We start from the raw sequence: 13,049 nt of genomic DNA on the forward strand, positions 1-13,049 counted from the left end.
CCGGCGAACTCGTGGTGTCAGCCCCAGCAGGACCTATCGCGGATTCAGCACCACTGGCATGAACTTCCCGGCACCCGTTCCGGAGTACATCAGCAACGTGCCGTCCCCGGCAACTCCCACCACAGAGGGGTCGCCTGTACCCGTAAATCCGTTGCCGAGGGCAGCGATGCTGGAGAACATGTTCCACCCGGAACCGAGGTAGGAGCGGGAAAGGAAGCCGCCAGCGCCGTTGCCCGGGTAGAGCCAGAGTCCGCCATCACCTGTACGGCCAACCAGGTCTTCCCTTCCGTCGCCGTTGAAGTCACCGGCCTGCAGGACCAGGTTGAACATGTCCCATCCGGTGCCGATCTGCTTGCGGGCAAGGAAGCCCCCGGAGCCGTTGCCGGGATAGACCCACAGCACGCCATCGGGGCCCTGCGCAACGATGTCCGGCTTTCCGTCGCCGGTGAAATCGCCCGGGGCCAGCAATTGCTCGAAACCTTGCCATCCGGTGCCGATCTGTTTACGTGCAAGGAACTGTCCCGTGCCGTCCGTCGGGTAAAGCCACAGTGTCCCATCGGAAGCCCGGGCCACAAGATCAGGGTGCGAATCGCCGTCGAAATCTCCCGCGCTGAGCACCGACGTGAACTGGCCCCAGCCCCACCCGACTTGAACACGCGGAAGGAAGCTGCCCGATCCGTTGCCCGGGTAAAGCCAGAGCGCGCCGTCGGTCCCGCGCGCCAGGATGTCGGCGGCAGCGTCGCCGTCGAAATCGCCTGCTTCCCACACCTGACGGAACTGGTTCCATCCGGTCCCGATCGCAAGCCGATCCGCGAAGCCAATGCCGTCCCCTGGATAGAGGGTCATGCCCCCGCCCGCTGCTGCGGTCAGGACGTCCACCCGCTTGTCACCTGTGAAGTCCCGGCCGCCAACAATGTCACCTACCCCGTTCCAACCAGTTCCGACGGCGGCACGCGGCAGGAAGCCGCCCCTGCCATCCCCGGGGTAGACGAAGAGCGTGCCGTCGCCGGCCCGGGCGAGCAGACCCGGAGCACCGCCCCCGAACGAACCTGACGCTGCGAGGCTGTTGAAGGAATCCCAGCCTTGGCCGATCTGCGTTTGGGCTAGGAAACCACCTGTGCCATTGCCGGGATACAACCACAGGCGGCCATCCGCACCGGCGGCGATCAGGTCGCTCCGGCCATCCGCGTTGAAGTCCCCGGCCGCGACCAACTGCGTGAAGCCCTGCCAACCAAAACCGATCTGGCTCCGGGCCAGGAATCCACCCTTGCCGTTGCCGGGATAAAGCCACAATGCGCCGTCGCTGGCTCGGGCTAGGATGTCCGCGAAGCCGTCGCCGTTGAAGTCCGACGTTCCCAAAACGGCATTGAAGATGCTCCAGCCCAAGCCGATCTGCACCGGATCGTCCAGCCGGTTTCCTGGGAGGCCACTGAAGAGCAGCAGCGAACCGTCAGCTTCCCGGGAGATGACGTCGGCCAGTTTGTCGCCGTCGAAGTCGCCCGCGGAGAAACGCATGCGTGCCTTGAGTTTGGGATCGGCGTTGATGGTGACAGTCGCCGAGGTTGTGGAGACGGAGTTGATGGTGACCTGGGTGCCGGTGTAGGTGGTGAAGGTGCTGCCGGCTTGCCAGGCGTGGTTCTTGGCGTAGTACTGCTCCTGGAACGGGATGGTGGACGGCATGAGAATCAGCGATGATGCGATCGTGGCGCCGCCGCGTTGGACGATCTTGACGCCCCTGTTGCCGGCGGGCCTGCCCACATCGCCGAGATAGCTGTCGTACCCCACCGGCTGCCTGAGTTCCAGGTAGTAGACCTCTTTGCTGACCGGGTCCGTGAACTTAATGGCCCTCTGTGCGTCGGTGCCTCCCCAAGGCTTCAATGTGTAGCTTTTGACGCCCGTGGCCACCCCGACATCCCGGATTTCGTCGCCCCGGCCCAGCCCTGCGTAGTCCCAGAAGCTGGAGCTCACCACCGGCTGGGCGTACTGCGCAGCGCCCATGAGGTCCGTGGTGTCTCCGTATTCACGGATGTAGCAGGAGCTGTCCGTGAACCGCCCGGTGCTGTCCACGCCGACGTCGGATGCGCCGCTGTAGCACTGCAACGCATCGGCGTGCATCAGTCCGATCACGTGCCCGAATTCATGGCTCATGACGTTTTTGGAGAAGTCGCTGATTTGCGGCATCAGCACCCGCCCGCTGTAGCTGCCACTGCTGTAGCCGACGCCCAGCGCATTTCCGGAAAGTGTGGACGTCGGAATAAAGATCACTAGCGCCGTGTAGGGGCTTGCCGTCCATTTCAACTCGCTCGTGATGGTGGACATGATGGTGCTGTAGCTGTCTGTCGACTTGGCTTTGGATTGGAACCCGGAGACCTTGCTGTCCACAGTCATGGACAGCTTGTTGTCCGTCATGGCTTTCCAGTAGCTGCTGGTGGCCGCTACCGTCTGCTCGGCCGCTGACATGGAGACCGGATTGGTGTTGTCGGCAAGCTTGGCCGTGACGAGTCGAACCCGGATATCGCCATTGGGGCCGGTTGCTGCTGCGCCCTCGCCGAGAAGGGATTCGACGTCGGTGATCTCGCTACTGCTTGATGGCGCCTGTCCGGGTGGCGCCTCAAAGACGTGCTCCGAATGCGGTGTCCCCTCGAAGAACCGTACGTTCGGATTATCGGGTGTGGGTTCCGGCACCGCCGAGGCAGGGGCCTGGACGAAAAACAGGCCTGTGGCGAAAACCACCAAGCCTGTGGACACCGCGATTGCACGTCGCAAAAAGCCCATTAAATCTCCCGGGGACGGAGTCTGCGGTTCCTGTGAGTCTCAAGAACCGAGATCAGGTTACCGTCGCGCCCGCGCGGGTCCGCGGAAGCAGCCACAAAGCGAAGGCGAGTCCTGCCGCCGATTGCACGAATCGGCGTCGGGCCATAGCGGAAACGCAAGCATCCCGGAATGCTAACCGGACCCTAACCACGCCGAAATACTTTGGCAACAATGCCCCGCCACACTGGAATAGCCGGCAAGTGCAGGCACCAGCTCCAGTTCAGGAGGACACCATGCTGAAGGAAGTCACTACTCACACAACACGTATACGCGCTATCAGCCAGCTCCACCGCGGCGACGAGATCGAGGCCCGCATGTCCGTTGGTCCCGCTTACGATGACGTGGTCATCCGCCGCGGACGGGTTCAGGAAACAGCGCCGGGAATCGGCGTCGTCTGGATCATGGACCACGTCTCCGGGATGAGGAAAGCCATCAATACCGACGAATGCAGTGTTTGGCGCGTCGCCTGAACCCCGGCTTGACCCCAAATACCCGCTTAGCCGCCGGCCACGGACTGGATAATCAAGACCTCCTGGCCGGCCGCAACCTCCGTATCAAGACCCTTCAGACGCCGGACCTCATCACCGTTCACGTAAATATTCACGAAACGGCGGAGCGCACCGGTTTCATCCCGCAAACGCCTGGCCAGCACCGGATATTCTCCGGTTACCGAGTCCAGCAGCTGTCCAACGGTCACAGCCCCGTCGGCGGACGCAGTCAGAAAGGACTGTCCGCCGACGAGTGGCTGCAGGACACCTGGCAACACGACCGTAAAGTCAGCCACAACGGGCCTAACCAGGTACCGGGGCGCTGGCTGATGCTTCCCGCGCCCGGCCGCTGCGGTTTCCAACCACGACGGCGGCACGCACGCACAGTACGTCCGGCAAGTGCGAGGCCACTTCAGTAAAGGTCTCGCCCTCGTCGGCGCTGGCATAGACAGCTCCACCGCGCGTTCCGAAGTACACGCCAGTCGGTTCGGCAGTGTCCACGGATGCGGCGTCGCGAAGCACAGCGTTGTATTCGTGGTCCGGCAGACCGGTGTGGAGCTCTCTCCACGTTCCGCCGGCATCCTCCGTGCGGTGCACACTGAGCTTGCCGTCCGGCGGGATGCGTTCTCCGTCTGCCTTCAGCGGGATGACCCAGGCGGTTCCCTCGCGTCGGGGGTGGGTCAGCATCACGAAGCCAAAGTCCGCGGGCAGCCCCTCCGCGATGGAGTTCCAGTTCTCGCCGTTATCGTCCGTGCGATATACGCCATGGTGGTTCTGTGCGTACAAACGGCCCTCGACGGCAGCATCGGCAGCAATCTTGTGAACGCACTGGCCGAACTCGGGATTGGGATCGGGCATGAAGTAGGCCGAGATTCCCTTGTTGCGGGGCTCCCAGGAGGTACCGCCGTCGAGCGATCTGTAAACGCCGCCCGTGCTCATGGCAATATGGACGTTCTCACCGGAAGGATCCACCACGATCGAGTGGGCTGCCGCGCCGCCATAGCCAGCGCCCCACTCACTGCGATGGGGGTGGTCCCAGAGTCCGCGGTTCAGCTCAAAGTGCTCGCCGCCGTCGGTGGATTTCCACACTGAAATCGGCTCGCACCCGGCCCAAACCACGCCAGGCCGGGACTCGGCGTCGGGGTAGATCTGCCAGATGCGTTCCAAGGCGGCGTCGGTGCCGTCCGGAAATTTGATGGCGCCTTGCTCGGGTTCGGTCCAGGTGGCGCCGAGGTCATCTGAGTGGGCCACGGTGGGTCCCCAGTGCTCCGAACGCACCCCCACCATGATCCTGGTCTTGCCGTCCCGGGTATCTATCCCGATGCTGGGGATCTCGCTCATCAGGAAATGCGGGCCGGAGAGGGACCATTGTTTGCGGTCCGGGCTGCTTGCGAGCCACAAACCCTTCTTGGTCCCGATCGCTAGGACATAACTTTCTTCGGTAGCCATGAACCCCATCGAACCATTGTGGTCAGGGGAGGGCAATGAATTTTTGAGGCTATGTGGAAAACGCCTTTCGGATCAGAGGACCGGCCCGCCGCGAAAGACAACCACCCGCCGTCGTAGTACACGGACATACGAAGTACTGTGTCGGACCTCACCCGTACCCTGTTTATATGCCTCGTTTTGCCCTTGACATCGATTCTGTCTCCCGCCCTGTCCGCTCCCAATCGCTCTTGGATGCGGTCAACCAGCGCGTCGTCATTGCCGATGGCGCCATGGGCACCATGCTGCAGGGCCGGGAACTCTGCCTGGACACGGATTTCCAGGGACTGGAAGGCTGCAATGAGATCCTCAACGACACGCGCCCTGATGTCATCGGGGACATCCATGACGCGTACTTCGCGGTGGGAATCGACGCAGTAGAAACCAACACGTTCGGCGCGAACTGGTCCAACCTCTCCGACTACGGCATCGACGACCGCATTGAGGAGCTCGCCCGCAAGGGGGCGCAGATTGCCCGCGAGCGCGCGGAGGCTGCAGAAGCGAAAGACGGACGGATGCGGTGGGTTCTGGGTTCCATGGGCCCGGGCACCAAACTCCCCAGCCTCGGGCACACCAGCTACGACTCCCTCAAGCAGACCTTCGCACTGCAGGCCGAGGGCCTCATCGCCGGCGGAGCGGATGCGTTCCTCATCGAAACCAGCCAGGACCTCCTTCAGACAAAGGCTGCGGTGAACGGTTGCAAGCAGGCGATCGTTGCCAGCCGTGTCCGGCTCCCCATCTTCGTCGAGGTGACGGTCGAGACCACCGGAACCATGTTGATGGGTTCCGAAATCGGCGCTGCGCTCACCGCTCTTGAGCCGCTCGGCGTCGATGCCATCGGTCTGAACTGCGCCACCGGGCCGGATGAGATGAGCGAGCACCTCCGGCACCTGTCCAAGCAGTCCTCGGTCGCTATCGCCTGCATGCCCAACGCTGGGCTGCCGATCCTCGGCGCGAACGGCGCGCACTATCCGCTCTCCCCCACGGAACTCGCCACCGCGCACGAGCAGTTTGTGCGTGAATTCGGTTTGGGCCTGGTTGGCGGCTGTTGCGGTACGACGCCGGAGCACCTGGCCGCCGTCGTCGAACGTCTTGAGCCCTTCCGTATCAACGGCAACACGCTCGACGCCGGGACCGTCGCCAACGGCGCGAAAAGCGCCGGCGGCCGGGTTCCCACTGAACGCGAGGCCGGCGTCGCATCCCTCTACCATCACGTGCCGTTCGACCAGGAGTCCGCGTATCTCGCCATTGGTGAGCGCACCAACGCCAACGGTTCCAAGGCGTTCCGCCAGGCAATGCTGGAAGAGCGCTGGGACGACTGCGTGGATATTGCCCGCGAGCAGGTCCGCGTCGGCGCACACCTGCTCGACGTTTGCATCGACTATGTGGGCCGCGACGGCGTGGCGGACATCAAGGAAATCGTTTCGCGCTTCGCGTCGGCCTCCACCCTCCCGCTCGTCATCGACTCCACCGAACCGCCCGTCCTGAAGGCCGGGCTGGAACTCATCGGTGGTCGTCCGGTGGTCAACTCCGTCAATTACGAGGACGGGGATGGCCCGGACAGCCGCTTTGCGCGGATCATGCCGCTGGTGAAGGAGCACGGCACCGCCGTGATTGCTTTGACCATCGACGAGCAGGGCCAAGCGCGCACCACCGAAGGCAAGGTGGCCATCGCTTCCCGCCTCGTCGACGCCCTGGTGGGCGATTGGGGGATGCGCGTAGAGGACATCATTGTGGACGCCCTGACCTTCCCCATCGCCACCGGTCAGGAGGAAACCCGCCGGGACGGCATCGAAACCATCGAGGCTATCCGCCAGATCACCACGAAGTACCCCGGCATCCAGACCACCCTTGGTGTGTCCAACGTGTCCTTCGGCCTGAACCCGGCTGCCCGCATGGTGCTGAACTCGGTGTTCCTGCACGAGGCAGTGCAGGCGGGCTTGACCAGCGGAATCATCGACGCCGCAAAGATCGTGCCGCTGGCATCGCTGCCGGATGATCAGCGCAAGGTGGCCCTGGACCTCGTGTGGGACCGCCGCGAGTACGACGCCGACGGCAACGTCACCTATGACCCTTTGGCCATCATGCTGGACCTCTTCGCCGGCGTCGACACCGCTGCGCTCAAGGACCAGCGCGCCGCGGAACTCGCTGCGCTGCCCACCGGCGAACGCCTGCAGCGGCGCATCATCGACGGTGAAGGCAAGGGACTCGAAGAGGACCTCGACCTCGCACGCAGTGAAGGCATGACCCCGCTCGGCATCATCAACGACCAACTGCTGGAGGGCATGAAGGTTGTTGGTGAGCGCTTCGGCGCCGGCGAGATGCAGCTTCCGTTCGTGCTGCAATCCGCTGAGGTGATGAAGAACGCGGTCGCACTGCTCGAGCCGCACATGGAGAAGTCGGATTCTTCCGGCAAGGGCACCATGGTGATCGCCACCGTTCGCGGCGACGTGCACGATATTGGCAAGAACCTCGTGGACATCATCCTCACCAACAACGGCTACAAAGTGGTCAACATCGGCATCAAGCAGGGAATCGCCGAGATCATGGCCGCAGCGGAGGAGCACGACGCCGACGTGATCGGCATGTCCGGCCTGCTGGTGAAGTCCACTGTGGTGATGAAGGAAAACCTTGCCGAGCTCCAGTCCCGGGGCCTGGCGAAGAAGTGGCCCATCATCTTGGGTGGCGCCGCCCTGACCCGCGCCTACGTGGAGCAGGACCTTGCGGAGCAGTTTGAGGGAACCGTCAGGTACGCCAAAGACGCCTTCGAAGGCCTCGCTCTCATGGAGCCGTTGGTGCAGGTGGCCCGCGGCGCTGACCCTGACGCTGTCGGCCTCCCGCCGCTGAAGAAGCGGATCCACAAGAGTGGCCCGAAGTTCACGGTGACCGAGCCGGAGGCAATGCCCGGCCGGTCCGACGTCACCGCCGAAAACCCCGTCCCCGCACCACCGTTCTGGGGCACGCGAATTGTGCGCGGCGTCGCATTGCACGACTACGCTGCTTTGCTCGATGAGCGAGCAACGTTCATGGGCCAGTGGGGGCTCAAGCCCGGGCGGGGCGACGACGGCGCCTCCTACGACGAACTGGTGGAACTTGAAGGCCGGCCCCGCCTGCGGTACTGGCTGGACCGTATCCTCGCCGAGGGAATGCTCGATGCATCGGTCGCCTACGGCTATTTCCCCGTTGTGTCCGAGGGCGAACAGGTGGTGGTGCTGCACCACGGAGAGGACCACGACGGCGTCCTCGGCATCCCCGGCCTGCTCGCCCCCGATGGTGGCTCAGACGGACCAATCGGCACCGAGCGCCTGCGCTTCGACTTCCCGCGCCAGCGGCGGGACCGGCACTTGTGCCTCGCTGACTTCGTGCGGTCCCGGGAATCGGGCCAGATCGATGTCCTGCCAGTGCAACTGGTAACCGCCGGTGCGAAAATCGAGGAATTCACGTCCAAGATGTTCGCAGCCAACCAATACCGCGACTATTACGAGCTCAATGGCCTGGTCATGCAGCTCACCGAGGCACTGGCTGAATTCTGGCACGCGCGGATCCGTTCCGAACTGGGTTTCGCCGCCGAAGAGCCGAAGGACAAAGCCGGTTACTTCAAGCTCGACTACCGCGGTGCCCGCTTCTCCCTGGGATATCCGGCCTGCCCGGACATGGAAGACCGCCGCAAGGTCACGGAGCTGCTGAAACCGGAACGGATGGGCGTGATCCTCAGCGATGAGCTGATGCTGCACCCGGAGCAGTCAACGGATGCTTTCGTGTTCCACCACCCGGAGGCCAAGTACTTCAAGGTGTGAGTTGGTGCGGGTCCTTGGCTTTGGGGTGACGGGCATACTTTGTGCCCGTCTTCCTGGATCCAGGGTCCTCAGCCCGGCTGGTTTGAACGCCCGGGCTGGAGACCGGCTTCGCGCGCCGAAATGCGGCGAGGATGGCCCTGCCCACGGCAGAGATTCCGATGATGGTAGTGATGGCACGCAGGGTGTCCCACCCCGCCGTCGAGGTCAAAAGCGAATAGAGCAGGAAGCTGCTGAGGTTGGTGGCCAGTGGGGCGCCGGGCGTGTAGGAAATGCCGGTTCCGGCACCCACAGCGAACGGCCAGAACCACAAATTGGTGAGCAGGCCGAAAACGTAGGACGCCACGACGCCATAGCCGCAAAGCATCCATAGTTCAGCACGTCCGCGAACCCGGCAGGGCAACAGGCCCGCCCCCGCCCCCACCCAGGCGCAGGCGAAGATCTGGAACGGGGACCACGGGCCGATACCGCTCCAGAGGGCGCTGGAGACTGCGATCGTAGCCGCGCCAAGGAGCATTCCGAATCTGGCACCGAAGGCGCGGCCGGCCAGGATCAGCAGGATGAACACTGCTTCAACTCCCCCGACGCCGGTGCTGGCCACACGAACTGCCGAACCGACGGCGGCCAGGACGCCCAGCAGGGCCACGGTGTGAGCGGAACGGACGGAACCGTCGAGGGAAACCACGACGGCGACGACCGCCAGCGGCGCGATCGCCAACGCCGCATAGGGAACAGCGGCCGCGGCATCCTCGGGTAGGGCCGCAGCGAGCAATGGCCAGCAGAACGCGCCCAGGGCCAAAACGTTGGCTATGGCGAGAATTGCGACCTCCAAGGCCCGTGGCAAGCGGAGGTGGTAGGCCCGCTTTGCGGTCGGACCAATTGTCGGCCCGGTCTCTTTTGCCCCGTCGACGAACCGCGGGGCCGCAACCTGCCGGATTTCTCCGGGCTGCTCTGCTGCCCTGGCTGTGGAGCGCGCGGAGACGGTGTCGCCGTTGGATAGGAGTACGGCTTCGGCTTGGGCTGCAGGCGCCACGCCGTGGTCCATCTGCACGATCCGGGCCCCCAGACCGTGCGCGAAATCGAGGTCATGCGTGGCGATCAGGACTGCTGCGCCGGTGTCCGCCAATGCGAGCAAGGCGGCCGTGATTCCTGCGCGGGCCTCCGGATCGAGCCCTCGGGTGGGCTCATCAATAAGGAGGACTTGGGGATCGTCCGAGGTCTGGAGGGCGATGGCGAGGATACGGCGCTCTCCAGCAGACAGGTCTCGCGGATGCTCGTTTCCAATCGGAATCCGAACGTCGCCACGCAATCGGGCCAGGCGTGATGCTGCCGGTTGTGAGGCGGTCCTGTCCGAGCCATTCCGGTCTGATTTACGGCGGGCCCGCGCTTCGCGTCGATCTGCTGCCCGGAGCTCAGCAGCCACCGTGTCCCTCGTGAAAAGGTCGTCAGAGGCGTCCGGAACCAAGGCGACGCGGCCGCCGTCCACCGTGCCGCTGGTTCCTCCTCCGAGCGCGAGGGCCACCAGGAGCGAGGACTTGCCGGCCCCGTTAGGGCCGACCAGGGCAACCACTTCGCCAAGGTGCAGGGTAAGGGAGGCGTCGCGGACGAGCGCCTTGCCGGCGCGGTGCACCGCGAGCTTAGTCGCGGTCAGTACGGGTGTGTCTTCCGGTGACCCCGATGTCGGTGACTGTCCCAATCCCGCTGACACGGCCGACGTCGGGCGGATCCCACCCCGGCGCGAAGGTGCTGGCGAAACGCCCTCTACCAAGCCGCCGTCGTGAATTCTCCACCATGAGTCGGCGACGGGGAGCAGCGGCTCCGCCCGATGCTCGGCCACAATGATGCAAATGCCCGATCTACGGGCGAGGGCGTCGAGTACGGCGATAACGCGGGCCCGTGCCGTGGTGTCGAGGTCAGCAAGCGGCTCGTCAACCAAAAGCAGGGCCGGGTGCTCCATCACGGCGGCGGCGATCGCCACGAGCGTCGCCTCGCCAGCGGAGAGGGAGTTCAGGTTCCGGTCCAGGAGCTCCGCCACGCCAATCCACTCGGCGACCTCCACCGTGCGGGCCCTGGCGATGCCGGGCGCAACGCCGCGCAGTTCAAGCGGAAGTGAGATTTCGTCCCGGACGCGGGTGCTGGCAAACGCGGCGCGCGGGTTTTGCAGGACGACGCCGACGACGCCCGCGGTATCGCGTGGCGGCGCTCCCGCACGGTCAACGCCGGCTACACGGACCGTGCCGGTGAGTTCTCCGCCGTCGACGTGTGAAAGGAGGCCCGCTATACCCCGCAGGATGGTGGACTTGCCTGAGCCGGTGGGCCCGGTAACGACCGTTATTGTCCCGGGGTCTGGCTTGAAGTTTTCGACCTTCAGTCGCGTGTCACCGATGTGGAATTGGGCATCCCGGATCTCAAGGGGCAACCCCGGATCGCCGCCGGGTTGGTGCGCCGCCTTGCTCCCGAAGCCGCGCAGTTCCAAGGCCGCCGCTACCCGGCTGGCGTGCTCAAGGGTTCGCTCAAGCACGGGCACTAGGGCGCGGGGCCCGAAGCGCTCGCCCCGCAATCGGAAGGCCAAGCGGACGGAGGCGACGGCGTCGGCGAGCGCGGGGAGCGCCGCCCAAGCCACCACGAGTGTGCGGGCTATGCCCTGGAATGGACCGCCGCGGGCCAGCCGTATGAAGCCCCTTGCCACGTCGACGAACGCGTTGAGTACGCCAAAAACGAGGATCAAGCCGGCAATCGGAAGCGCGGACAGGACCGCCTCCCACAGGCCCGGCGCCGTTACCGGACCAAGGAAGACCACATGGGCGTACGGGGCGGGCAGCCGCACAGACGGCAGGTTGAGCAGAACCGGCCCAACGGCGCCCGCACCGTTGAAAAGAACGCGGTAAATGACCCGCGCCGCGACGAACACGACGGCGAGAGCCGCCCCTGCGCGTAGCGGCGCGGATCGGAAGGTCATGCCGTGGGTGCGGCCGGTGCGCCGTCGACGGTGAACAGCAACTCCAGGCTCTCGCCGGGCTTCACCTGCTGGGTGGCGAGGCCTTCCTGGGCGTAGGCCCAGTCGCCCGTGGCTGGCTTGACCCAAATGGACCAGTAGGCGAAGGCCGCAGGCATCTTGCCGCACTCTTCGCGGTACGTGCCGCCCTTGTGGGTGATGTCGACGTCGGCAGCGGGCACTCCGTTGACACGGCAGACCAGCTCGGTGGGGTACTGGGTGGTTCCCTCAGTCTTCACCTTTGCTTCGTCCAGCACCTTGGCGGCGGTGCTCGGGGCGTCCACGGACACGCATACGGATGTGTCAGCGGCGGAGGGCTTCAGGGCGCCGGAATCGACGATGACCTTTACGCCCGTGCAGGGTCCGGAAGCGGCGCTGGATGAAGGCGCTGCGGAGGAAGCGGGGGCGGACGAAGCTGGGGCGGAGGTACTTGGCTGGGGGGCCGCTGGCGCGGAACAGGCAGCCAGGGCAAACAGGAGACCAGCGGCGGCGAGGGAATTTGCGGCGGCGGTGCGGATCTTGGAAAAAGTCACGCTCCAAGGGTAGGACGTCGCTTGGCTGGATTTGGATGTGGCGGGTTGTGTGACGTTCGGTGGCGATGCTTGCCGTTGGTCGCCCAACAAATCTCTAAAAAATTGTTGACAATTGACAGTGAGCGATTTAGATTCATAGTGAATCAAATATCCCACTCGCTCGCATCGGGACGCCTACCGTGAAAAAACGAGCGAGGCCCCCTCTCCTAACACCTCCACTGAAGGGACCCATCATGGCTACTACCGACTCCCGCCCGAAGTACATCTCCTTTGACATCTACGGCACACTGATCAACTGGGATACTGACTCCACTACCCGGCGCTTGCTCGCGGGCCGTTTGCCAGAAGAGCAGTGGCCCGCGTTCAAGAAGGTGTTCCGCGGATACCGCTTCGACGAGGTCCTGGGTGAGTACAAGCCGTACGAGCAAATCCTGCAGAATTCCTTTGACCGGGTATGCAAGTTCTTTGGCATTGGGCCAACCCCTGGCGCAGGGGCAGAGTTTGCTGACGCTGTACGCGGCTTTGGTGCCCACGACGACGTGCCGGCGCCGCTGAAGCTCATGGGCGACAACTACAAGCTGGTTGCTCTGTCCAACGCAGACGACAGTTTCCTGGAGATCAGCATCCCCAAACTCGGCGCGGACTTCCACGCCGTGCTGACCGCCGAACAGGCGCAGGCCTACAAGCCCCGCTACCAAGCCTTCGAGTACATGCTCGACACCCTGAACGCCAAGCCGGAAGACTTCCTGCACATCGCCTCGCACACCCGGTACGACATGCACCCGATGCACGACATGGGCTTCCGTAACCTCTGGGTTCTGGACCGCGGCTACGACCCCATCACCGGCGGCTACGACTACAACAGCGTTAAGTCGCTGGACGAGATCAACAAGCACCTCGGTCTCTAAATCGGTTGCTGGCTCTCCGTCGATGAAAGGCT

At 64.3% G+C, this 13,049-nt stretch carries 8 protein-coding genes; 3 read left to right on the plus strand and 5 right to left on the minus strand.

Going from position 1 to position 13,049, the window contains the following annotated elements; translation table 11 throughout:
* Positions 1–33: 33 nt before the first annotated feature.
* The gene (locus LDN90_RS23475; RefSeq protein WP_223947344.1) at positions 34–2,775 is read right to left on the minus strand and encodes an FG-GAP-like repeat-containing protein; all 2,742 of its coding nucleotides are present in this window, start codon (positions 2,773–2,775) and stop codon (positions 34–36) included.
* A gap of 272 nt (positions 2,776–3,047) precedes the next feature.
* Here LDN90_RS23475 and LDN90_RS23480 point away from each other — a divergent pair, with 272 nt between their 5' ends.
* Complete coding sequence (locus tag LDN90_RS23480; protein ID WP_216924635.1) at positions 3,048–3,284, plus strand: hypothetical protein; 237 nt, start codon at positions 3,048–3,050, stop codon at positions 3,282–3,284.
* 26 nt (positions 3,285–3,310) lie between these two features.
* Here LDN90_RS23480 and LDN90_RS23485 read toward each other — a convergent pair whose 3' ends face one another.
* Entirely contained in the window at positions 3,311–3,598 is a 288-nt protein-coding gene (locus LDN90_RS23485) for a MoaD/ThiS family protein (protein ID WP_223947345.1), read from the minus strand.
* Between the two features lie 7 nt (positions 3,599–3,605).
* Positions 3,606–4,760, minus strand: coding sequence for a sialidase family protein (locus tag LDN90_RS23490; RefSeq protein WP_223947346.1), 1,155 nt, complete (start codon positions 4,758–4,760; stop codon positions 3,606–3,608).
* Between the two features lie 158 nt (positions 4,761–4,918).
* On the opposite strand from LDN90_RS23490, the gene metH reads away from it, so the two are divergent.
* The gene (gene metH, locus LDN90_RS23495) at positions 4,919–8,584 is read left to right on the plus strand and encodes a methionine synthase (RefSeq protein ID WP_223947347.1); all 3,666 of its coding nucleotides are present in this window, start codon (positions 4,919–4,921) and stop codon (positions 8,582–8,584) included.
* Here metH and LDN90_RS23500 read toward each other — a convergent pair.
* Together LDN90_RS23500 and LDN90_RS23505 are read right to left on the minus strand one after the other, a co-directional pair.
* A complete protein-coding gene (locus tag LDN90_RS23500; RefSeq protein WP_223947348.1) occupies positions 8,574–11,540 on the minus strand; it encodes an ATP-binding cassette domain-containing protein in 2,967 nt (988 codons plus the stop codon). The genes metH and LDN90_RS23500 overlap by 11 nt on opposite strands.
* Positions 11,537–12,109 (minus strand): hypothetical protein, encoded by a 573-nt coding sequence (locus LDN90_RS23505; protein ID WP_223947349.1) that lies wholly within the window; start codon positions 12,107–12,109, stop codon positions 11,537–11,539. Before LDN90_RS23505 ends, LDN90_RS23500 begins: the two co-directional genes overlap by 4 nt.
* A 233-nt stretch (positions 12,110–12,342) precedes the next feature.
* Here LDN90_RS23505 and LDN90_RS23510 point away from each other — a divergent pair, with 233 nt between their 5' ends.
* Entirely contained in the window at positions 12,343–13,017 is a 675-nt protein-coding gene (locus LDN90_RS23510) for a haloacid dehalogenase type II (protein WP_223947350.1), read from the plus strand.
* The last annotated feature ends 32 nt before the right edge of the window (positions 13,018–13,049 follow it).

This window comes from Arthrobacter sp. NtRootA1, assembly GCF_019976975.1.
In the GTDB taxonomy this organism is placed as follows: Bacteria; Actinomycetota; Actinomycetes; order Actinomycetales; family Micrococcaceae; genus Arthrobacter; species Arthrobacter aromaticivorans.

Coding starts and splice junctions, on each gene's coding strand:
- LDN90_RS23490 (WP_223947346.1), bottom strand. CDS start 4,760: ATGGGGTTCATGGCTACCGAAGAAAGTTATGTCCTAGCGATCGGGACC.
- LDN90_RS23510 (WP_223947350.1), top strand. CDS start 12,343: ATGGCTACTACCGACTCCCGCCCGAAGTACATCTCCTTTGACATCTAC.
- LDN90_RS23475 (WP_223947344.1), bottom strand. CDS start 2,775: ATGGGCTTTTTGCGACGTGCAATCGCGGTGTCCACAGGCTTGGTGGTT.
- LDN90_RS23480 (WP_216924635.1), top strand. CDS start 3,048: ATGCTGAAGGAAGTCACTACTCACACAACACGTATACGCGCTATCAGC.
- LDN90_RS23500 (WP_223947348.1), bottom strand. CDS start 11,540: ATGACCTTCCGATCCGCGCCGCTACGCGCAGGGGCGGCTCTCGCCGTC.
- metH (WP_223947347.1), top strand. CDS start 4,919: ATGCCTCGTTTTGCCCTTGACATCGATTCTGTCTCCCGCCCTGTCCGC.